The organism is Mycobacterium sp., assembly GCF_019247615.1.
Lineage (GTDB): Bacteria > Actinomycetota > Actinomycetes > Mycobacteriales > Mycobacteriaceae > Mycobacterium.
Window position 1 is genome coordinate 25,486 of the sequence record NZ_JAFBAT010000111.1, and the last position, 21,697, is coordinate 47,182.

Sequence of the window (21,697 nt, forward strand, 5' to 3'; positions counted from 1 at the left end):
ATACCTCGCCGCAAGCGCGCACCGCTGGCTTTCACTCGCCGCGCGTAGGCTCGGCTAGGTATCAAGTAGGTAGTTGAGCTATCGAACGGGGAGGACGACGCGTGGCCAGAACGGACGACGACACCTGGGAGATTACCGAGAGCGTGGGCGCGACGGCATTGGGCGTCGCGGCTGCCCGGGCGGCGGAAACGGAGAGTGAAAATCCGCTGATCAGCGATCCTTTCGCGCGGATGTTCCTGGATGCGGCCGGCGACGGCATGTGGAACTGGTTCTCGGCCACCGACCTTCCGGCCGAGGTCATCGAGGCCGAACCCGACCTGTTGCCCCGGATGCAGGGAATGGTCGACTACATGGCCGCGCGGACGTCCTTCTTCGACCAGTTCTTCCTGGACGCGACCCGGGCCGGCGTGCACCAGGTGGTGATCTTGGCCGCCGGGCTGGACTCGCGGGCCTGGCGGCTGCCCTGGCCCGGTGGGACGACGGTGTACGAACTCGACCAGCCCCGGGTGCTGGAGTTCAAGTCGGCCACGCTGCGCGAAAACGGCGCCGAGCCGGCCTGCAACCTGGTGCATGTTCCCGTTGACCTGCGCCACGATTGGCCCGCCGCGCTGCGGCAGGCCGGTTTTGACGGCTCGGCGCCCGTCGCGTGGTCCGCCGAAGGGCTGCTGCCGTTCCTCCCCGCGGCCGCACACGAGCTGCTGTTCGAGCGCGTCCAGGCACTGAGCGTGGCGGGCAGCCGGATCGCGGTGGAGGCGCCCGGCCCGGACTTTCTCAACGAGGCCGCCATCGCCAAGCGCCGCGCGACGATGCAGCGGGTGCGCGACTTGATGGCCAAACTGCAGCCACAGCGCGAGATCCCCGACGTACAAGACCTTTGGTATTTCGACGAGCGTGAGGATGTCGGCGACTGGTTGCGTCGCCACGGGTGGGACGTAACGGTCACGGAGGCGGTGGACCTGATGGCCCGCTACGACCGCAGGCCCCCGCAGGGCATCGACGACGACGCCCCGCGCACCTTGTTCGTGGCGGCCGAGCGGGCGGGGGAGTGAGCCAAAGATGAGCAGCGCCAGAACCGACAACGACACCTGGGCGATCACCGAGAGCGTGGGTGCGACGGCGTTGGGCGTGGCCGCGGCCCGGGCGGCCGAAACCCGCAGCGAGCATCCATTGATCAAAGACCCGTTCGCGCAGGTTTTTCTGGACGCCGTCGGCGACGGCGTGTGGAACTGGCATTCCGCCCCGCAACTGCCCGCCGAGCTGATCGAGGCCGTACCCGAGTTGCCGCTGCAGATGCAGTCGATGGTCAGCTATATGGCTTCGCGCACAGCATTTTTCGACCAGTTCTTCAACGATGCCGTTCGTGCAGGCATCCGCCAGGCGGTGATTTTGGCGGCCGGCTTGGACGCGCGCTCGTGGCGGCTGCCCTGGCCGGACGGCACGACGGTGTATGAGCTCGACCAGCCCAAGGTGCTGGAGTTCAAATTGTCGACATTGGCCGAGCACGGGGCGCAGCCTGCGTGCAACCGGGTCGCCGTCGCGGTGGACCTGCGCCAGGACTGGCCGAAGGCCTTGCGGGAGGCCGGTTTTGACCCCTCGGCACCCAGCGCCTGGTCAGCCGAGGGTTTGATGCCGTACCTGCCGGCCACGGCGCAAGACTTGCTGTTCGACCGCATTCAAGCGCTTACCGTCGCGGGGAGCCGGGTCGCCGTGGAGGCTCTCGGGCCGAGGTTCCTCGACGCGGAGTTTCGCGCGAAGCGCCGTGAACGGATGGATCGGATCCGTACGTTGATGGCCGAAGTGGATCCGAAGCGTGAGATTCCCAGGACCGACGAGCTGTGGTACTTCGAGGAGCGCGAAGACGTCGGTGAGTGGTTCCGTCGCCACGGCTGGGACGTGGAGGTGACGCCGACGGACGAGCTGATGGCCGGCTATGGCCGTAGCGCGCCCAAGGAGGTCGAGGACCGGGTGCCCGCGAATTTGTTCGTGGCCGCGCACCGGAGGGGGTCCTAGTGTCAGGACGATCGGGACCACCACACTGATCCGCATGCAGATCCCGTTCGCCGACGCGGTGCTCAGCCGCCTGGGCCGCCGTGAGGCCGGTCTGGAACTCATCGAGGAGATCGAGGACGAGGCGCTCGATGACGTCGATGCGGCCGACCTGCCCGAAGCCGGGCCGGCCCTGCTGCTGCAGCGGATGGAAAACCGGCTCGTCCGCCACCAGCTTTCCGCCCCGGATGTGCTGGGGCCCGACGAGCTGCGCAGGCTGCGCTACATCCTCAACTTCGCCAGACTCGCCGACTTCGAACCGGGCGCGGCGGGTCCGGGGGGCACGCGCGGTCGCGGAGACGTCTCGGTGGGCGCCGAAATCGCGCCTTGGCGCTCGAGAGTGGTCGACACGTTGTACGGACCGCTGCGCGAGGAGCCCGATCCCACCACGGCCTTGCGAGCCGCGCGAGAGGCGCTCAGTGCTCTGGCCGCCGACCAGGACGACCAACGGCGAGTCCTGATCGAGCGCCACGGGAATGACTTCTCCCCAGCGGAATTGGACGCTGAGGTGGGCTACAAGAAGCTCGTCACGATTCTCGGCGGCGGCGGTGGCGCGGGCTTTGTCTACATCGGCGGCATGCAGCGGCTGCTCGAGGCCGGCCAGCTGCCCGACTACATGATCGGCTCGTCCTTCGGGTCGATCCTGGGCAGCCTGGTGGCCCGCACCCTGCCCGTGCCGATCGAGGAATACCTCGCCTGGGCGGAGACCGTGTCCTACCGCGCGATCCTGGGACCCGAACGGCTGCGCCGCCGCCACGGCCTGGCCGGCATGTTCGCGCTGCGCTTCGACCAGTTCGCCCACGCCATGCTCAGCCGTGCCGACGGCCGGCGGATGCGAATGTCGGACTTGGCAATTCCGCTCGACATCGTGGTCGCGGGGGTACGTAAGCAGCCGTACTCGGCGCTGCCCTCGAGGTTTCGCCGTCCCGGGTTGGCGGCGTTGCCGTTGCGGTCGGTTCCCTTTCGCCCCATCGGGATCGGCCCCGTGGTCGGCGCCCGGATGTGGCAGGTGGCGGCCTTCATCGACTTGCGCGTCGTCAAGCCCATCATTCTCGGCGACGACAACCCCGCCCGCGACTTCGACGTCGTCGACGCGGCATCGTTCTCCGCGGCCATTCCCGGTGTGCTGCACCACGAAACCAGGCACCCGCGGATGATCCCGATCCTCGACGAGCTGTTCGAGGAAAAGGACATCGCGGCTCTCGTGGACGGCGGTGCCGCCAGCAACGTCCCCATCGAACTGGCATGGAAGCGCGTCCGCGATGGCAGGCTGGGCACCCGCAATGCGTGCTACCTGGCCTTCGATTGCTTTCACCCGCAATGGGATCCGCGCCACCTCTGGCTGGTGCCGATCACGCAGGCCGTCCAGCTGCAGATGGTGCGGAATTTGCCCTACGCCGATCACCTCGTCCGGTTCGAGCCGACTCTGTCGCCGGCGAACCTGGCGCCCTCTGCCGCGGCGATCGAACGCGCGAGCAGATGGGGGCGCAACAGTGTCGAGCGGGCGATCCCGGTGACGACGGCGCTCTTGGAGCCTACCTGGTGGGAGGGGGACGGTCCCCCCGTCGCCAAGCCAAAACCACGGGCGAAGTCGGTGGCGTCGCCCATGAGCTCGGTCATGGCGGCTATTCATGTTCCGACGAGCCGGTTGTCCCGGTGGCGAAACCGTCACCTGACGTGACGCCTTCATTGGGATTCGAGCGTCAACTTTCTTGCTGACGTAGGGTCGCATGGCGTGAGGACCGATGACGACAGCTGGGAGATCACGGAGAGCGTGGGAGCCACGGCGTTGGGTGTCGCCGCCGCACGCGCCGCGGAAACCGAGAGCGAGCATCCACTGATCAGCGATCCCTTCGCGCGGGTCTTTCTGGACACCGCCGGAGACGGTGAGTGGAACTGGTACTCCGCTCCCGAGCTGCCCGCCGAGGTGGTCGAAGCCGAACCCGCGCTGCCCCTACGCATGAAGTCGATGGTCAGCTATTTCGCCTCGCGGACAAAGTATTTCGACACGCTGTTCCTTGACGCCGCCGACGCGGGCATCCGGCAGATGGTGATTCTGGCGGCCGGCTTGGACGCGCGGTCGTGGCGGCTGGAGTGGCCCCTCGGCGTGACGGTTTTCGAGCTCGACCAGCCCAGGGTGCTGGACTTCAAGGCCTCGACGTTGCACCAGCACGGGGCCGAACCGGCGTGCCATCGGGTCGGTGTCCCGGTGGACCTGCGCCAGGACTGGCCGAAGGCTTTGCTGCAGGCGGGTTTTGATGCGTCGGTGCCGAGCGCGTGGTCGGTCGAGGGCCTGCTGATGTATCTGCCGGCGGCGGCCCAGCAGACGCTGTTCGAACGCATTCAGGGACTCACCGCCTCCGGCAGCCGGGTCGGCATCGAGGCGCTGTCACCGGACTTCGCCGACCCGCACGCCTCCGCACGGCGCCGAGAGCGCTCGGACCGCGTTCGGGCGTTGATAGCCAAGGCGGACCCCCGACGCGAGTTCCCGCGAACCGAGGAGCTGTGGTACTTCGAGGAGCGCGAGGACGTCGGCGATTGGTGGCACCGCCACGGCTGGGAGGTGGCCGTGACTCCGGCGGACGAGCTGATGACCGCCTACGGCCGCAAACTTCCGCCGCAGCTCGAGGACGGTGTTCCGCCATACCTGTTCGTCTCCGCGCGGCGGGAATCGGCGGTGCCCTCGAGCTGATTCAGCCATTCGGACCGAGGCGGACCATGCGCGTCGTGGAGCTCTCGTCGAGCTCCACCAGGTCAGAACGCGACCGCAGGAAGTCGCTGAAAGACTTGAATCCCAGCGACTTTTCGCTGAACGACGGGTCCATGCGCTTCATCTGCGCCTTGACGACGGAGTTGTGCAGCCAGTCGACGTCATCCTTCTCCAGGCCCATGCGCAGTGCGCGCTTCAGTAGATCGGTTGCCGCGGCCTGCGGATCGGGCGAAGGCGATCCCTCGGCGTCCGCGGCCTGGGCGGGGGCTCGTTTCTTGGGTGCGCCCTTGTCGGGTGCCGGTTCGGGCACCGGCACCCCGGGCAGCGCGTCGTAGACGACGAATTCGTCGCATGCGGCCGCCAGTGCTCGGCTCGACGAGCCGGCCACCCCGACGCCGACCACGTAACGGCCGAGCCGCTTACAGCGCTGCGCCAGCGGAATGTAGTCCGAGTCGCCGGCCACGATCACCACATGTGTCAGATCGGGCAGGCGGAACATGTCCTCGACGGCGTCGACGGCCAGCCGGATGTCGGCGGCGTTCTTGCCGTAGGCCGCCGCCGGGAACAGCTGCACCAGATCCACCGCGCGGCCGACCAGCTGCGCGCGGTAGCCGGTGTTGACGTCGGCCGACCAGTCCGCGTATGCGCGGGTGAGCACCAACGTCCCGAACGACGACGCGTAATCGATGATGGCGCCGACGTCGACGGTGGCCCGCGTCAACTGATGCTTGTCCAGGCCCTTGGCCCTGTCCTTCTGAAACGCGTTGCGCCCGTGCACCTGGTCGTAGCGGGAGATCACAATGTTGTCGAAGTCGAGGTAGACCGCCACGCGGCCGGCACCGGGATCCGTCATGAGCCCAGTCTTAACCATCCGCCGCGGAGCAACGCCGGAATGCGGGGAAACCGCCGGCCCAGCACGTCAGCAGTCGCGCCGAGACCCGGCCATGAGGCGCCTCCCCTTTTCCCCTAGCGCCACCGCTGGCACTGGTCATCGCCGGGGCCGGCATCGACTCCATCCACCGGCTGCTGGCACCCCAGCGGTGGCGCTGGCTCTGGAACCGATGGTGCCGAAGCGGCGGCCCGGCAAGCACACCGGAGGGGGTCAGCCCGTGGTGTCCAGCGTGGTCGCGCGGGCCTGAAGCTCCTTTAGCGCTGCCTGCGCTAACTCGTCGAAGGGTTGGCGGTTGTCCGGGGCCACCCAGCGCGCGATCGCGGTGCCGAACGCCAGCATGCCCATCTCGGCGGCCAGCTGCGCGGTGGTGTCGTCGGCTCCGCGGGCGCGCAACGCGTCGGCCAGCACAGCGGCCAGCCGGGCGCGCTTGAGCAGCTCGCGTTCCTGTAACTCGCTGTTGGCGGCGATCACCGCGTGGCGTTGCGGTGCCAGATCGCGGCGCTCCGGCGTGAAGGCGACAGCGACCGACGCCAGGGCGGCCGCCAGGCAGTCGAGGGTGCTGGCCGACGGCGGCGCGGCCCGGATGGCCTCGCCGAACAACGCGGCCAGGATGTCCTGCCCACCGAACAGCACCTCACGCTTGTCGGCGAAATGCCGGAAGAACGTGCTCTTCGTCAGCCCGGCGCGGTCGGCGATCTCGGCGACGGTGGTGGCGTCGAACCCGTGCTCGAGGAACAGTGCCAGCGCGGCGCGCTCCAGGCGCTCCCGCGCGTTGGGTTCCCACCGGGCCATCACAACATCTTAGGTGATGCGACCAAGTCCCATCGCGTGTAGAGTGATGGGACTTGGTCTTATCAAAACACTAATCTGTCAAGGAGTCGCCATGCGTGTTCTCGTCACCGGTGCGTCCGGTCACCTCGGTTCGGCGATCGTCCCCGAACTCCTCGCCGCCGGACACCAGGTCGTCGGGCTGGCCCGATCCGCCACCGCCGCGGCGGCCGTGACCGCCCTCGGCGCCAGCGTGCAGTGCGGCGACCTTGACGATCTCGACGGGCTCAGCCAGGCGGCCGCCGACTCCGACGGCGTCATCCATCTCGCGTTCAAGCACGACCAGATGTTCTCCGGCGACGTTGCCGCCGCGGTCGCCGCCGACCTGGCCGCCGTCCGGGCGCTGGGGGACGCCCTGACAGGAACCGGCAAACCGTTCGTCGGGACCTCCGCGACGTTGGCCCTGGCCGGCCTGGGCCGCGAGGGCACCGAGGAAGACGTGATCGCCGACGGACCCCGGATCGACGCCGAGAACACCGTGATCGGCTTCGCGGACCACGGTGTGCGGTCGTCGGTCGTGCGGGTCCCGCCCATCACCCACAGCGCGCTGGATCGTCACGGCTTCGCGCGCGCGCTCATCGAGATCGCCAAGCAGACCGGTGTGGCGGGGTACGCCGGGGACGGCACCAACCGGTGGCCGGCCGGTCACACGTTGGACGTGGCTCACCTGTACCGGCTGGCCCTGGAGAGCGCGCCGGCTGGCACCCGCTGGCACGCCGTCGGCGACCGCGGGATCCCGATGCGCGACATCGCCGCAAGCATCGGCGACCACCTGGGAATACCCAGTGCACCCATCCCCGACAATCGCCTCTACGAGCACTTCGGCTTCCTGGCGATGCTGGTCACCCTGGACAACCCGACCTCCAACGCGGCCACCCGGCGCAGCCTCGGGTGGGAGCCCACCCACCCCGGCCTGCTCGCCGACTTCGACATCGCCGACTACTTCGCCCCGGCCCCACAACCGAACTAGCCGCCCCGCCCCACCATCTGAAAGGACGTTCCCGCAATGGAATTAGGACTGCATTTCGTCGACTACCGGGCGGCCGGCATCGCCCAGCTCGGGCCGACCCTCGCCCAAGTGGCCAGGACCGCCGAGCAGGCCGGCATGACGATGTTCACGCTGGCCGACCACTATCTTGGGCTCGGGCCCGATGCGCAAGACCCGTTCCTGGAGTGCTACACCTCGCTGGGATTTCTGGCCGGCCAGACCGACAGGATCACCCTGGGCACCATGGTCACCGGGGTGAGCTATCACAATCCCGGGCAGCTGGCCAAGACCGTCAGCACGCTGGACGTGCTGTCTGGGGGGCGTGCCCTGCTCGGCATCGGGTCGGCCTGGTACGAGCGCGGACATGTCGCGCTGGGAATTCCGTTCCCGACCGTGGGTGAGCGGTTCGAGATGCTGGAAGAGACGCTGCAGATCTGCCTGCAGATGTGGAGCGACAACGACGGCCCCTATCAGGGCGAGCACTACCAGCTGGGCGAGACCATCTGTGCGCCGCAACCGATTCGGCGTCCCCCGATCCTCATCCCCGGTGGCGGAGAACGCAAGACGCTGCGGCTGGTCGCGCAATACGCCGACGTGTGGACCGCCACCGCTGAGACGGTCGAGGAGTTCGAGCACAAGCTCGATGTCCTGAACCGCCACTGCGAGGCCGTGGGCCGAAACCCAGCCGAGATTCGCAAGACCGTGGGTCTGTTCTTCCGTGACCCCTTCGACAACCTCGACGACTATCTGAAAACGATGCAACGCCTGGCCGAACTGGGTGCCTCGATGGTCAATGTCGGCGCGATGCCCGGCAATCCGGACCCGATCGGGTTCATCGGCCGGCTCGGCGACGAACTTGTACCAAGGTTGGCCGCCATCGGCTGACGGAACTTCATGACGGTCTTGTGACCGCCTGGCCCGGAATGAATCCAGCCAGTCGCCTGCAGCGTTGCACCTACCGTGCGGCCAATAGGCCCACACGAGGACACATGTCTAGCTGAACCGAAACTAATCGCTGGCTTCGCGGACTACGCTCCAGACCAGATCGGCAAGCACACCGGTCACATGAGTTGAGGGGTGCATCGAACCCGGGATGCTTCGGTTTGCCGGCCAGCGGCACCCGGCGTTGGCGCCACCGGTCAGTGATCCCTGGCAGCGACCGGCGTCGGGCTCTGCCACGCGGCCGATTGCCTCAGGTGCTCAGCGGTGCTGTCGCAAGCGCCGGCTCAACCCGGTCGCTCGGATCGCCCGACGGCCAAGTGCGGCGCGCACCGAAGCCTCCGAACCGACCACCCGCACCTTGGTCTTGGCGCGGGTGACCGCGGTATAAAAAAGCTCTCGGGTCAGCAACCGCGAATCCTGAAGGGGCATAAGGATCGTCACCTCGTCGGCCTGGCTGCCTTGGCTCTTGTGAATCGTCATCGCGTGCATGGTCTCCACGTCGGAGAGGCGGGCCGTCGCGAAATCCAGCGTTCCGGTAGCGCCTGCGATGACGGCCCGCAAACCGTCCTGAGAGGCGATGACGACGCCGGTGTCGCCGTTGAAGACCTTGAGCCCGTAGTCGTTGGCAGTCACCAGCAATGGGCGACCCGCGTACCACGCCGACGACATGGGCTGACCCGTCTCCTCCGAGAGCCAGCGCTCGACCTGCCGGTTCCAGTGCGACACCCCGTAGGGTCCCCGCCGGTGTGCGCACAACAGCCGGTGCTCGTCGAGCGTGTTCACGGCCACCGCTGCGGCGCCGAGCACCGCCGCCTCCCGCACCCGCAGGGCGTGCCGAACCAGCACCGGTCGCAGCCGTTCCGCCGGACCGTCGGCATCGATCCACTCGATGTGCTCGCCGCCGCCGCGCAGCAACTGCACCACTTGGTCGGCGTCACCGACTCGGATGGCGGCGGCCAGCGCGCCGATCGATTCACCGAAGCGGTGCGGTGTGCGCAGGGCGGCCACGCGCACGTCGTGCCGTGCCGCCAGCCCCTCCACCAAGTCCGCCAACACGGCCCCGGCCTCCACCGAGGCCAGCTGGTCGGCATCACCCACCAGAATCAGCCGCGTGTCAGGTCGCACCGCTTCCAGCAGTCGGGCCATCATCGTCAGCGACACCATCGATGTCTCATCGACGACGATCACGTCATGCGGCAACCGATTGCCCCGATGGTGCTTGAACCGCACGGACGTATCCGGCCGCGACCCCAGCAGCCGGTGCAGCGTCGTCGCCTGCAAACCCGCCAGCCGGGTCTTGTCGGCCGGATCGAGGTGTTGCACCTCCGCGGCCACGGCCTCGGCCAGGCGCGCGGCGGCCTTCCCGGTCGGTGCGGCGAGCGCGATTCGCAGTCGCGGGGCGCGGGTCAGCTCCGCCTGCTCGGCCAGCACCGCCAGCAGCCGCGCGACCGTAGTGGTCTTGCCGGTCCCGGGCCCACCGGTGAGCACCGTAACCGCCTGCGACAGCGCGATTTCCGCGGCCGCGCGCTGCTCGTCATACCCCGGTGGGAAGAGCCGCTCCAACGCGGGGGCTGTGCCCAGTTCTCCGGACACCGACAGCGCCAACAGATCCGAACACACCTGGGCTTCATCGAGCCAGTACCGATCCAGATAGAGCAGATCGCCGAACAATCGCAGCACCGGAGGTGTTCCGAGCAACCGACTCATCCGCACGGCGGCCCGCCAGTCCTCAGCTTCGGGCCAGGGGAGGTCGGCCACCCCCGCCTGCGCGGCGAGCGTCCGCAGGTCGACGCACACCGAACCAGCGCGCAGCGCGCGCACCAGCATGGCGACGGCCAGCGTCACCCGCTCGTCGGTTTCACCGCAGAGGTGCGTAAGGCGCTGTGCGACATGAACGTCCGCGGCCTCGAGCACCCCGGCATCGCTGAATGCCCGCAGGATTCCCGATGCTCCGATCGCCGTAACCGTCAAGCGACCGCCCTCCCGACGTCCAGCAGCTCCGACAATGAGGTCACCAGGGACGCGGGGGGCCGCCAGCTGAATACTCCCGACGGGTGCCCGTCGATCACCGGGGTCTGCGGGCCGCACATGCCGCGCAAGAACAGGTACAGCACGCCGCCGAGGTGTCGGGCGGGATCATAGTCCGGCACCCGCCAACGTAGAAAGCGGTGCAGCACAACACTGTACAGCAGCGCCTGCAGCGGATAGTCCGAGTGCAGCATCGCCTCGACCAGCCGCGGCCGGTCGTAGTCGGTGGCCGTCGGCGGTCGCTCGGGATCGCCGAGCCAGTTGGTTTTGTAATCCACCACCAGATACCGGTGCCCGGGACCATCGGGCACGCGCAACACGACGTCCACCGACCCGGTGAGGTATCCGCGCAGCGACTCGCCACCCAGCGCGCCGCCTGTCAACCGATCCGCGTACGCCACCAGCGGGTCACCGACCGGCAGCTGCGCGCGCACCAAGGTTCCGACATCGGACAGCCGAATCTCGGGCGCGCGCACGCGCACGTCGCCACCGGCGAGTGGCAGCTCAAAGTCTAACTCTCGCAATCGATCTCGCAAACCGATCTGGCGTAACGTGCGGCCGCCGGCCAGCGGACCCAACGGGGTGTCGTGCATCGGCACCAGCGCGGCGGCCAGCACCTCGGGGGGCACGTCAACGGGCCACCACGCCGAGTGCTTACGGATGTGCAACTCCAACTCGGCGGCCAGGTCGGCGGCCAGCGGGTCGGCCGTCTCCAGCACGGCGTGCACCAGCGTGCCGAACTTCGCGCCCGTCGGCAGATCCGCCATCGGGGAGGGCATGTCCGGCCCGGATGCGGCCGCGGTCAATGGGATATCGCCGAGCTCGTCGTCCAACTCGGTGATCTCGGGCTCGCTGCCCACGCCGGCGGCCCCGGAGATCTCCGCCATCCGGATGAGCGCGGAATAGGAGGTGCGTCGCCACCCGGTGTCGATGCCGCGGTGGAAGTGGCGGCTATCGACCTCGGGGGGCAGCGGCTGGGGCGGGACCGGCGGCGACGCGGTAACCACCGACTCCTCGATCACCGGGCCGCCCGCGGCCTCCCACTCCCGCAATCGGGCGAGCGCGTCCTCGTCGGAGATCTTGGCGGGCTCGCATCGGTCGGGCACCACAGGCTGATTGGGCCGACGGCCACGCAGCAGCCGCGACAGGCCGCCGTTGGGTTCGTCATACGCGGGCGACCACCACGCCACCACCTGCGACTGCGCGCGGGTCAGCGCGACGTAGGTCAGCCTGCAGTCGTCGCTGGCGTCTTCCTGGCGGCCAAGCGTTTCGATGGCCCGGAAATCCGGGCTGTCCTTTCCGCCGATGTGCAGGCAGCGCGTGTCGCCGTCGTGAAACAGCACCACATCGCGATCCGGGACGTTGCGGTTGAACGCGAACGGGAGATACACGATCGGGTACTGCAGGCCCTTGCTCACATACACCGTCATGACCTGTACGGCGGCCGCGTCACTGTCCAGCCGCCGACTGTGTTCCGTTGCGCCGCTTCGCTCCTCGCCTTGGCGACGCAGCCAGTCGCGCAGTGCGGGCAGGGTGTAGTGCTCGCGGTGGGCGACCTCTTGCAGCAACTGCGCGATGTGCGCCAGGTCGGTCATCTGACGCTCGCCACCGCGCCACGACAAGACCCGATCAGCCATTCCCTGCAATTGTGCGGCCTCGAAAATGGCCGCGACGCCGCGCTCGCGGGCGTGGCCGGCCCACTCGCGCAACGTCTCGGCGACGCGGTCGGTCAGCGCGTCGCCACCGACCGCCAGCGATTCGGCGGTCTCGCCGAAGAACATCGTCGCCGCCGCCGCCCGCACCATGCCGGGACGATGCGGTTGGTCGAAGGCCTCCAGCAGGCACAGCCAGTCCGCGGCGGCATCGGAAGTGAAGACGTCGGAGTCCCCGGTGTAGACGGCCGGAATGCCCGCGTCGCACAGCGCTGCGAAGCAGGCGCGGGCGTCCTTGTGTTTCTCCACGATCACCGCGATGTCGCGGGCCTGCACCGGCCGGCCGTCGAACGTCGCGCCGCTCGCCAGCAGTGCGCCGATGTCGGCGGCGAGGTCGGCGCCGATGTGCGCTCGCAGCTGGTCGATGGGCAGGTTTGCAAGGCCGCTGCGCCCCAGCACCGTTCGTCGCACCACCCGTAACCGAAACGGATGGTTGCGCGGCGCGCCGGCGAGCCGGTGGCCCCGGTGATACGCCTCGACGTCGTCCACCACGATCGCCGGATCACCGAGCTGTGCGCCACGCAGCACTGCCTGCAGCCGATCGACGAGGGCGGAATCGCTGCGCCAGTTAATCCCCAGCGTCTTCTGGTCGCCGGCCGTCTCGGCCGCCCGCAGGTAGGTCACGATGTCACCGCCCCGGAAGGCATAGATGGCCTGCTTGGGATCGCCGATGAGTACGACGGTGGAGCGTCCGCTGAACGCGCGGTCGATAACTTGCCACTGCACCGGGTCGGTGTCCTGGAACTCGTCGACCATGACGATCGGCCAGCGTTGCCGCATGCGGACCCGGGCCGGCGAATCGGGGGTGGCCAGCGCTTCGGCCAGCCGGATCAGCAGATCGTCGTAGTCGAGGACACCGAGGCGCCGCTTGCGGGTATTCAGCTCTGCCAGAATCTCTTTCGCGAAGCCGATGCAGACGGCGGCCCGCGAGCCGGGCTGCGGATCGCACGGCCGCAGCTGGGTCGACGGGTTGTTGGCGACCTCGCGCGCCAGCCGCAGCGCATCGCGGTACTGCAGCAACGGGTCCGCACGCTCGCGGCCGAAGTGGGCAAGATACAGATCGTCGACGATCTCGCCCACCAGTTCGTCCAAACCCTCGAGCAAGGTGACCCCCGCGGCGGTGTCGCCGGCCACGCCCAGCGACTTCAGCACCAGCTGACAGAACTGGTGGGTGGTGGCGATCGTCGCCGCATCGAAACCGGCCAGCGCATCCCGCAGGCGTCGCCTGCGATCGGCGCGTTGATCGTCGGTCCCCGCCAACAGGTACGCCACCAATTCGTTGTCTTCGGCGGCGGCGGGATCGTCGAAAGCGACTGCGGCGTCGACGATCTGACGACGGACCCGTTCCCGCAGTTCCTGGCTGGCCGCCCGGCCGAACGTGATGAGCAGCATCTGGTCCAGCGTCGCGACGCCCTCGGCGACATAGCGGGTCACCAGGCCGGCCAGCGCGAACGTCTTACCCGTCCCAGCGCTGGCCTCCAGCACCGTCGTGGACCGGTCCGCGGGCAGCGGACCGAGCAGCTCGAAGCGCTTCCTCACGGCGTATCCCGCTGGGCGCGCAGCATCGGCAGCCAGAGCCTGGCGGCGTACGCGCCGAGCCGGTTGTCCTCGCCCTCGCACTCCTCGCCGGGTCGCACGGGCTGCATGAGGTCCGTCAGCCGCGCGCCCCTGCCCCACGCGCGAACGTGGGCGGGTTCCTGATCCTCCGCCGGGTACCGGTCGGACTTCCAGCGGAACTGGGCCTCACGAACGGGGTCGTCGCCGCAATGCCGGGCCACCGCCCATGCATAGGACGTCTTGACGGGCAACGGAATCGGCTCCCGGCGCCCGGCGTCGTAGATCGCCAGCAGGTCACGCAGCATGTCGACGGGGGCGCCGGGCGGCCGTCCCAGCTCGGCCACGCGGGGCGTGGTACCCCGCTTGGGTCGGCCGATGCAGAACGCCGACCAGTCGCGGTCGGGGTGCTGAATCAGCAACGCCAGCAACGGGATCCAGGCCTCCAGCAGGTGCCTGCCGTCCAGCTTGGAATACGTCACGGACACCAGCCGGTCGCCGTACACCGGGGACACCGTGCCGGTGAGCCGTCGCGTGGAACCTCGGCCGACGTTCTGGATATCTTGGATATCTATGTCGTACGCCCGGGCGTTCGCCCCCCGTCGCTGCATCGCCGCCGACGCCAACAGGGCGGCCTGATCGCGGATCTCGGTTGCCTTGCGCCACCCCAGCTGGCCCGGCGGCAGTGTGCCGCGCCGCCACTCGGCCTGCCGGGCGTCATCCGGGGTCATCCCGCGCAGGATGTCGCCCAGCATCCGGTCGCCCACCGTCCACTCCTCCAGGGCGTTGATGTCGACGGGCATGGCGTCTTGCACACCGTCGACGTCGCGCGGCAACGTGAATTCCAGCGCCCGGAAGAAGCCCTTCACCGGGTCTTTGAAGAAGTCGACGAGGTCGGCGAGGATCACGTCGTCGGCGCGCCGGGCCGGCAATGGCCCGGAGACGAACTTCGGCCGCGCGCACCGCCGGCCGCCGGCCACCCGCGCGGCCCGCAGCACGGTCGGGTCGAAAGTGAACGGCACCTTCGGGACCAGCTTCCCGGGGATGACGTTGCGAATGTCGAACGGCTGCAACGGATGCGCGACGACGATGCGGTCACGAATCTTGTCGGCAGTGGTCATGTCGAGGGTGTCCAGCAGCTCGGCCAGCGGCACCGCGGGCGGTCGCGGTTGGCCGGAATACTCGTTTGCCCCGGTGTAGGTGATCACCAGCTTCTCGGTGGCCGCACCGATAGCGTCGAGCAGCAATTGCCGGTCCTCGGAACGGATGTCGCGCTCACCGGTCATCGGGTCGCGAGCGAGCACGTCGTCACCGTCGACGACGCCAAGGCGCGGGAAGACGCCGTCGTCCAGGCCGACCAGACACACCACCCGGTGCGGCACCGAGCGCATCGGCACCATGGTGCACACCGTGAGGGTGCCGGTGCGAAAGTTGGCCCGCGTCGGACGGCCGGCAAGGTGCCGGTCGAGCAGCGCGCGAATGTCGGGCAGTCGCAACACGGTGTCGGCCCGGCAACCGGCGTCGGCCATCACCGTTGCGAATTCACGCTGCAGCTGGCTGGTCTGCCAGAGGTCGGAGTCGTCGGTGGCCGCCAGCAAGGTGATGCCCTCGGCGAGGGCGGCCAGCCACTCGCTTAGGGGCCGCGCACCGGTGAGCGAATCGACCACATGGCGCAGCCGGTCGACGAATTCGGCGAACCGGCCCGCCAATTGGACGCGGTTACTGCTGACATCGTCGAGTGGAAGGGTCGAGTCGATCCAGGCGTGCGAGTCGTCGGACATCGCGACGCCAGCCAGCACCCGGTCGATTCCGAAACGCCAAGTGTTGTGGACGAAGTCGACGTGATACGGCCGTCGATGCTCCTGGTCGAAACCCCAGCGGATGTTGGCCTGGCGGACCCAGCGGGTGATGGCCTCCAGATCGTCGTCGGTGAAACCGAAGCAGGCGCGCACCGGCGCGGCCTCGGCGAAGTTGAGCACCTCGCTGGCCGTCACCCGGCCGCCGGTCAGCGCCAACAGCTGGGAGGCCACGCCGAGCAGCGGATTGGTCTGGATCGGCGAGCGGTCGGCCAGCCGAACCCGCAATCGGTGAGCGGGATGCGCGCCGCGCACCACGTCGCCGAGCCCGAAGTCGGCGACAATCAGCGGGGCATATGTCTCGATGTCCGGACACATGACCAGCACGTCGCGCGGCTCGAGCGTCGGGTCGTCGTGCAGGAGGCCGAGGAGCACCTCCCGCAGCACGTCGACCTGACGGGCCGGGCCGTGGCAGTTGTGTACCTGAACGGAGCGGTCGTCAACCGCGAGCGTCCGCCCTTGCGGCCGAACGGCATTCGCGGCGATATCCGACTGCAGCCAGCCGAGCAGCGTGTCGGGGCGCTCCGGCCAGCGAAGGTACTCGTCGGTCGCTGGACCCGTCGGCAGGGCGCGCTGGAGCTCGCGCAGGTCTCGCCCGAGGGTGGCAAGCAGCGGATGGTCGACTTCGCGGTGGCTGACGTCGTCACGACGGGGGATCGGGCCGTGGGCGCCGGCCAGCGCGCGCCACAGCTCGTCGCTGGGATGAGGCAGCCACAGGTGCAGGTCGTGATGGGTTGCCAGCGCCTCGAGCAGCTCGACGTCGGTGCACGCCAGGCGGGTATGCCCGAAAAGAGACAGCCGCGTCGGCAGCTCGCTCGGCGCCTCCCGCAGCCGCAGGACGGTCTGCCGGTGCCGGACGTGCGGGGGTTCGGCCTCGACTCGCGCTGACAGCGCCCGCCACAGTTCGGGCTGCCAGAGCAGGTCTTCGTCGAGGTCACCCGGGTTGCCGTCGAGCCAGTCGATGAGCAATTGCGGACGCTGCCGGGCGTAGGCGGCGAACAGCCCGGCGAGTCGTCGCGCTACCGCATACCGTCGCCCACGCCGCAGCTCGGCCTCCTCGCTGGTGTCGAAGTGACCCAGATGCGTTGCGAGCGCGCGGCACCACGGTTCGTCGAGCGAGCAGTCGATGACGTCCAGCAGGGGCCATGTCATGGCCTCCGGTGACCACGGGTCGTCGTCGACCGTGCCGGAAATCTCAGCAAGGAGCGAAGCCGGGCTGCGGAAGGCCACCGCGGCGCACACCCCGTCACCGCCGCCGGGCTTGCTGCCCAGCACGTGTGAAAGTCGCTGGCTTAGCCAGCGTTCGACGCCGCGGGCCGGGACCAGCACCAGCTCCTCGGCGAAGGGGTCAGGCAAGGGATCTGCCAGTAGCGCGCCAAGGCCGTCGGCAAGTAGGTCGGTTCGCTCGGCACGATGAAGATGAAGCGCCATCGCCCGCCACCATAGAACCTCACCCCGACGACGCGGGCGGTTCGCGCGGAGAAAACGCTCAACGGCCCGACGGCATCTGTTGGTGTCGATGTAACGGGTGATTACTCCGACGTGGCGGATGCTGTTGGCTGTGAGTACCGCGATGGTCGCGCCGACCGCGGTCACCGAGCAGCGCGACGGCCAGACGATCGAAGTGACATTTGCCGGGCGGTTCCCCTTCGGCATCTACCGCTGGGCCTATCTGCCGTTCGACGTTCCGGAGGGCGTGCGGCAAATCCGGGTCGCCGTCTCTCACGAGCACTTCGCGGTGGGCGGGGTCGCGCGAAACGTCTTGGATCTCGGTGTCTTTGGCCCAGCAGGTCACGACCTGGGTAACGCGGCAGGGTTCAGGGGCTGGTCGGGCGGAGCGCGCGACGGCTTCGTGATCTCCGGCGCCTACGCCACCCCGGGATACCTGGCTGGCCCCATCGACCCCGGCGTGTGGGCCGTGGCCCTCGGCCCGGTGGTACTGAGCCCTTGGGGCATGGCTTGGCGGGTGCACGTCACCCTGGAACGTGGAACGCCCACAGCTGGGGTTGATCCGCAAGCCGAGCCACCCGCCGCCCCGGCGCCCCGGCCGGTGACGCTTGCGGGCGCCTCGATCCGCGGTGCCCGCTGGTACCGCGGGGACCTGCACGTGCACACCGTTCACTCCGACGGAGAGCGTGATCCGGGGGAGCTGGTAGCGGACGCGCGCGCCGCCGGGCTGGATTTCGTCGTCTCCACCGACCACAACACGAACGCCGCCAACCGCGTGTGGCCGATGTGCGGCACCGGACCGCTCCTGGTGATTCCGGGGGAGGAGGTGACCACCCGGCACGGGCATTGGCTGGCCATCGGGCTGCCTGAACGCGCCTGGGTCGACTGGCGGTATGGGCCGCGCGACCGGGCATTCCCGCGATTCGCCGCCGAGGTCCGCGCAGCCGGCGGCCTGGTGGTGGCCGCCCATCCCGCCGTGCCGCTACCCGGATCCGCGTGGGAATTCGGCTTCGCCGACGTGGAGGCGCTCGAGGTGTGGAACGGCCGATGGAACGTGGACGACGAAGTTTCCCTTCGCCTTTGGCAACGGCTGCTGCGACAGGGTCGGCGAGTCGTGGCGGTCGGGGGTAGCGATTCCCACGGCAAACACCAGCGGGTCGGCTCGCCGCAGACGGCCGTCCACGCGCACGAACTCACGGTGCCCGCGATCGTCGACGGGCTGCGCCGCGGCCGTTCCTACATTGTGCGATCGGTAGATGTCGCGTGCGAGTTGACCGCGGCCTGCCCCAGCGGCGGCGCCTCCCACATGGCCGGACCCGGGCAGACACTGCGGGTGCCGCCCGGAACCGCTGTGTCGGTCACCGCCGTCATCAGCGGCGCTGCGGGCGCGAGCGCCGCCCTGATCACCGCGGCGGGCCGCGTGGGCCGGGCGACGGTGAGGTCGGCGCGTGACCGCGTGCAGTGGGAGCTCGACCCGACGTTGTGCTCCATGGCGCGCTTCGCCCGTCTGGAGGTGCGAGCGCCGCGGCAGGGGATCCCCGGCGCCATGGTCGCGTTGACGAATCCCGTCTGGCTAGCCTGACAAGATGGAAACCTGGGACGCGATCCGTGCTCGCCGCAATGTCAGGCAGTACCGGCCGGATCCGATTCCCGAAGACGACCTGAACCGTATCGCCGAGGCGGGCTGGCGGGCACCGTCGGCGAAAAACCGCCAGCCGTGGGACTTCGTCATCGTCACCGACCGTTCCCAGCTGCAGGAGTTGTCCACCGTGTGGCGCGGCGCCGGTCACATCGCGTCGGCGCCGGCTGCGATCGCACTGGTCGTGCCCGTACCGCCGGATGACCGCAGGCTGGTCACGGACACCTACGACATCGGTCAGGCCACGATGGCGATGATGATCGCGGCCACCGACCTGGGGATCGGCACCGGTCATTCGTCGGTGGGGGATCAGGATAAGGCGCGCGCCATCCTGGCGGTGCCAGACGACCACCAGGTGGCTTTCCTGCTCGGCATTGGCTATCCGGCTGATCGTCCGCTGACCCCTATCCGCAGACCTAACCGGCGGCCGTTCACCGAAGTCGTCCACCGCGGGCGGTGGTGACATGACGAGGAACGCAGTCACCGAGCAGATCGTCCTGGCGCGCCTGGCGAAGGGGCTGACGTGGCAGGAGTTGGCCGACGCTATCGGGAGGCCGGTGGTGTGGACGACGTCGGCGTTGCTCGGCCAGCACCCGATCCCCGCCGAGCTCGGGAAAGTCCTCGTCGAGCTGCTCGGCCTCGACGAGTCGGCGGTGCCCGTGCTGGCGGCCGCGCCCATGCGTGGCGGCCTGCCCACCGCAATACCGACCGACCCGACCATCTACCGCTTCTACGAGGCCCTTCAGGTGTACGGCACGGCCATCAAGGAGCTGATCCACGAGCAGTTCGGTGACGGCATCATGAGCGCCATCAACTTCAGCGTCGACGTGCAGAAGAAGCCACACGCTTCCGGCGACCGCGTCGTGGTGACATTCGACGGGAAATTCCTTCCTTATCAGTGGGTGTCCTCCGAGCAGTGAGGCTCGACCGTCAAGCTTCGCCAGCGTGGGCTCTATGGACGAATCCCAGGGGCGGTTTCGTACTTACGGCTCACGCTCGGCGCAAAACTTCAATGAAGTGACGGTAAGCCGGGCAACGTGGCACACTTGCGACCGAGGAGGCGATGGGAACGCGGTGGCCGGGTGCTTTACCGGCCACCGCGTTCGCCGCTTCAGCTCGTCGCGTTCCGAGTACCGGCCTCGGGGCCGAGCCCGTCGGCCAGGCGGTTACCGCCCAAACTCGGCTTCTATGCCGTCGATTCCGGCGCGGATCGCCGCCAGCGCGTCGGCGCGCGCCCGCAACTTGGTGGCGGCGTGTGCGTGCCGGTGCAGGTTGGCGAATTCGCGCGCGGCCTCCTCGGCGCGTGTGACGACCATTTCCGGCAACACGATCTCGTCGACAAAGCCTGCGGCGAGCGCGGTTTCACCGAAGAAGGTCTTGGCCAGCCCGGCGGCCTGTTGGTAGGCCGACTGCGTCAGCCGGAGTTTCATGATCTCGAGCGCCGCGTACGGGATGGTCATGCCGATCGCGACTTCGTTGGCCTGGATGTTGTAGGCATGAGCGGCCACTCGGTGGTCGCCGGAGGACAGCAGGAACGCACCCATCGCGATGGCGTGGCCAGTGCAGGCCATCACCACCGGCCTGGGATGGGACAAGAGCCGGTACGCCAGCTCGAAGCCGCCTCTGAGCATGTCGATCGCGGGCTGCGCGTCGCCGCTGCTGAGTCCGGACGTCAGGATCTTCAGGTCGAATCCGCCACTGAACACCCGCTCGTTGCCGGTGATGACCAGGGCCCCGACGTCATCGCGGTCGGCCTGGTCGATCGCCTCGTTGAGGGCTTGCTGCATCGTCGGGCCCAGCGCATTGACCTTGCCGTCGTCCATCCTCACCACCGCGATGGAATCCTTGTGGCTGTAGATGACCGGGCCGCTCATGGGTGCTCCTTCGATAGGACAGCGGAGTCGATTGAATCAGATCGCCGCCAAGCCACGAGGCGGGCCCGCACTAGCCCGCGGTCACACGCGCTGACTGTGGTGCTTACCCGGCCGGTCGAGCGCCGAATCGCCGCTCAATTGCTCAGCCGCCCATCAGGGTTCGCCATTGATCAAGGTCGGAAACGCGGTAGACGTAATTCGACCGCTTGACCTCCGATAGCGATGCGCTCGGCTCGGCCGAATACCAGTGCCCCGGAAAGACGGTCGGGTTACCGGGCAGCGCGGCGAGCCGCTGCAGACTGCGGAACATCTCGTCGGAGTCGCCGCCGGGAAAGTCGGTGCGCCCGCAGCCTTCCAGGAACAGCGTGTCACCCGCGACCAGCCGCCCGTCGAGTAGGAAGCACTGGCTGCCGGGCGTGTGTCCCGGGGTATGCAGCAGCTCGATCTCGATATCCCCGACGCCGACCTTGTCGTGGCTGGCATGCGTGGTCAGGTCGCCGAGGCCGATGCCCGTGACCCGCGAAACCCAGGGGGCCTCATGGCTGTTGACGTGCACCGGTACTGGCGCCCTGGCCAGCAGCTCTGCCAAACCGTTCAGCGCGAACCCCATCATCTCCCCGCCCACGTGGTCGGGGTGGTGATGGGTGACCAGCACTCCGGACAGGTGCATGCCGTCGGCCTCGAGAGCGTCGAGCAGATCGTCGGCGGCATACGCGGGGTCGACCACCAGGCAATCTCCGGTCTGGCGGTCGCCGATCAGATAGGCGAAATTGCGCATCTGCGTCGCGACCATGTCGCCGGCGGCGAAATCGCGTCCCGACAGCAGTTGACGGAAGTACAGGCGGTCCAAATCCGACACGGGACAAGAGTATGACTCATCCCGCACCCAGCCCGGCACTTTGCCTGGGCACGGCCCGCGACCGTCGGTTCGGTTCTCGGCACTGGGTATTGTTTGTCCATGCTCAAGAAGATCGAGGTCGTGGTCGACGACGAGCTGGTCCAGGAAGCGATACGTCGCTACAAGCTGGCTGACACGCGCGAAGCCATCCACCTCGCCTTGCGGAGCCTGCTGGGCGACGACGGCGGAGACGATCAAGAAGAGTACGACGAGTTCAGCGACCTCAGCGCCTGGGAACCTCGCCGTAATCGCGACAGCGGGTAATCGTCCGGCGCACTCGT

The 21,697-nt window shown here is 68.5% G+C and carries 17 protein-coding genes; 10 read left to right on the top strand and 7 right to left on the bottom strand.

Annotated features, from left to right (window positions below; all coding sequences use genetic code 11):
- The first annotated feature begins 101 nt into the window (after window positions 1-101).
- The 4 genes from JO059_RS07515 to JO059_RS07530 are packed head-to-tail and all read left to right on the top strand — an operon-like array spanning window position 102 to window position 4,738.
- Window positions 102-1,049 (top strand): class I SAM-dependent methyltransferase, encoded by a 948-nt coding sequence (locus JO059_RS07515; protein WP_293315463.1) that lies wholly within the window; start codon window positions 102-104, stop codon window positions 1,047-1,049.
- Window positions 1,050-1,056: 7 nt separating this feature from the next.
- The gene (locus tag JO059_RS07520) at window positions 1,057-2,010 is read left to right on the top strand and encodes a class I SAM-dependent methyltransferase (protein WP_293315464.1); all 954 of its coding nucleotides are present in this window, start codon (window positions 1,057-1,059) and stop codon (window positions 2,008-2,010) included.
- Window positions 2,011-2,044: 34 nt separating this feature from the next.
- Window positions 2,045-3,727: a patatin-like phospholipase family protein gene (locus JO059_RS07525; RefSeq protein WP_293315465.1), complete on the top strand. Its 1,683-nt coding sequence runs from the start codon at window positions 2,045-2,047 to the stop codon at window positions 3,725-3,727.
- 54 nt (window positions 3,728-3,781) lie between these two features.
- Window positions 3,782-4,738: a class I SAM-dependent methyltransferase gene (locus JO059_RS07530; protein ID WP_293315466.1), complete on the top strand. Its 957-nt coding sequence runs from the start codon at window positions 3,782-3,784 to the stop codon at window positions 4,736-4,738.
- Window position 4,739: 1 nt separating this feature from the next.
- Here the strand turns inward: JO059_RS07530 and JO059_RS07535 are convergent, their stop codons facing one another.
- Together JO059_RS07535 and JO059_RS07540 are read right to left on the bottom strand one after the other, a co-directional pair.
- On the bottom strand, window positions 4,740-5,609 hold the full coding sequence (locus JO059_RS07535; protein ID WP_293315467.1) for an NYN domain-containing protein: 870 nt from the start codon (window positions 5,607-5,609) through the stop codon (window positions 4,740-4,742).
- Window positions 5,610-5,858: 249 nt separating this feature from the next.
- Complete coding sequence (locus JO059_RS07540) at window positions 5,859-6,440, bottom strand: TetR family transcriptional regulator (RefSeq protein ID WP_293315468.1); 582 nt, start codon at window positions 6,438-6,440, stop codon at window positions 5,859-5,861.
- A gap of 91 nt (window positions 6,441-6,531) precedes the next feature.
- Between JO059_RS07540 and JO059_RS07545 the strand changes: the two genes are divergently transcribed.
- Together JO059_RS07545 and JO059_RS07550 are read left to right on the top strand one after the other, a co-directional pair.
- Window positions 6,532-7,446 carry an SDR family oxidoreductase gene (locus JO059_RS07545; protein WP_293315469.1) on the top strand — a complete coding sequence of 305 codons (915 nt, stop codon included), beginning with the start codon at window positions 6,532-6,534 and terminating at the stop codon, window positions 7,444-7,446.
- Between the two features lie 36 nt (window positions 7,447-7,482).
- Window positions 7,483-8,349 carry an LLM class F420-dependent oxidoreductase gene (locus JO059_RS07550; protein WP_293315470.1) on the top strand — a complete coding sequence of 289 codons (867 nt, stop codon included), beginning with the start codon at window positions 7,483-7,485 and terminating at the stop codon, window positions 8,347-8,349.
- A gap of 315 nt (window positions 8,350-8,664) precedes the next feature.
- Here JO059_RS07550 and recD read toward each other — a convergent pair whose 3' ends face one another.
- From recD to recC, 3 genes are read right to left on the bottom strand one after another with little or no spacing between them, the layout of a single operon-like run.
- Window positions 8,665-10,377, bottom strand: a complete 1,713-nt coding sequence (gene recD, locus JO059_RS07555) for an exodeoxyribonuclease V subunit alpha (protein ID WP_293315471.1) — start codon at window positions 10,375-10,377, stop codon at window positions 8,665-8,667.
- Window positions 10,374-13,685 (bottom strand): exodeoxyribonuclease V subunit beta, encoded by a 3,312-nt coding sequence (gene recB / locus JO059_RS07560; RefSeq protein ID WP_293315472.1) that lies wholly within the window; start codon window positions 13,683-13,685, stop codon window positions 10,374-10,376. The genes recD and recB overlap by 4 nt, the downstream gene beginning before the upstream one ends.
- Complete coding sequence (gene recC, locus JO059_RS07565) at window positions 13,682-16,987, bottom strand: exodeoxyribonuclease V subunit gamma (protein ID WP_293315473.1); 3,306 nt, start codon at window positions 16,985-16,987, stop codon at window positions 13,682-13,684. The genes recB and recC overlap by 4 nt, the downstream gene beginning before the upstream one ends.
- A gap of 130 nt (window positions 16,988-17,117) precedes the next feature.
- On the opposite strand from recC, the gene JO059_RS07570 reads away from it, so the two are divergent.
- From JO059_RS07570 to cynS, 3 genes are read left to right on the top strand one after another with little or no spacing between them, the layout of a single operon-like run.
- Window positions 17,118-18,587: a CehA/McbA family metallohydrolase gene (locus tag JO059_RS07570; RefSeq protein WP_293315474.1), complete on the top strand. Its 1,470-nt coding sequence runs from the start codon at window positions 17,118-17,120 to the stop codon at window positions 18,585-18,587.
- 4 nt (window positions 18,588-18,591) lie between these two features.
- Window positions 18,592-19,107 carry a nitroreductase family protein gene (locus tag JO059_RS07575; protein ID WP_293315475.1) on the top strand — a complete coding sequence of 172 codons (516 nt, stop codon included), beginning with the start codon at window positions 18,592-18,594 and terminating at the stop codon, window positions 19,105-19,107.
- 1 nt (window position 19,108) lies between these two features.
- Window positions 19,109-19,564 (top strand): cyanase, encoded by a 456-nt coding sequence (cynS, locus tag JO059_RS07580; RefSeq protein WP_293315476.1) that lies wholly within the window; start codon window positions 19,109-19,111, stop codon window positions 19,562-19,564.
- 246 nt (window positions 19,565-19,810) lie between these two features.
- Here cynS and JO059_RS07585 read toward each other — a convergent pair whose 3' ends face one another.
- Both JO059_RS07585 and JO059_RS07590 read right to left on the bottom strand, forming a co-directional pair.
- Window positions 19,811-20,518, bottom strand: a complete 708-nt coding sequence (locus JO059_RS07585; protein ID WP_293315477.1) for a crotonase/enoyl-CoA hydratase family protein — start codon at window positions 20,516-20,518, stop codon at window positions 19,811-19,813.
- Between the two features lie 142 nt (window positions 20,519-20,660).
- A complete protein-coding gene (locus tag JO059_RS07590) occupies window positions 20,661-21,377 on the bottom strand; it encodes an MBL fold metallo-hydrolase (RefSeq protein WP_293315478.1) in 717 nt (238 codons plus the stop codon).
- 99 nt (window positions 21,378-21,476) lie between these two features.
- Between JO059_RS07590 and JO059_RS07595 the strand changes: the two genes are divergently transcribed.
- A complete protein-coding gene (locus JO059_RS07595; RefSeq protein ID WP_293315479.1) occupies window positions 21,477-21,680 on the top strand; it encodes a type II toxin-antitoxin system VapB family antitoxin in 204 nt (67 codons plus the stop codon).
- The last annotated feature ends 17 nt before the right edge of the window (window positions 21,681-21,697 follow it).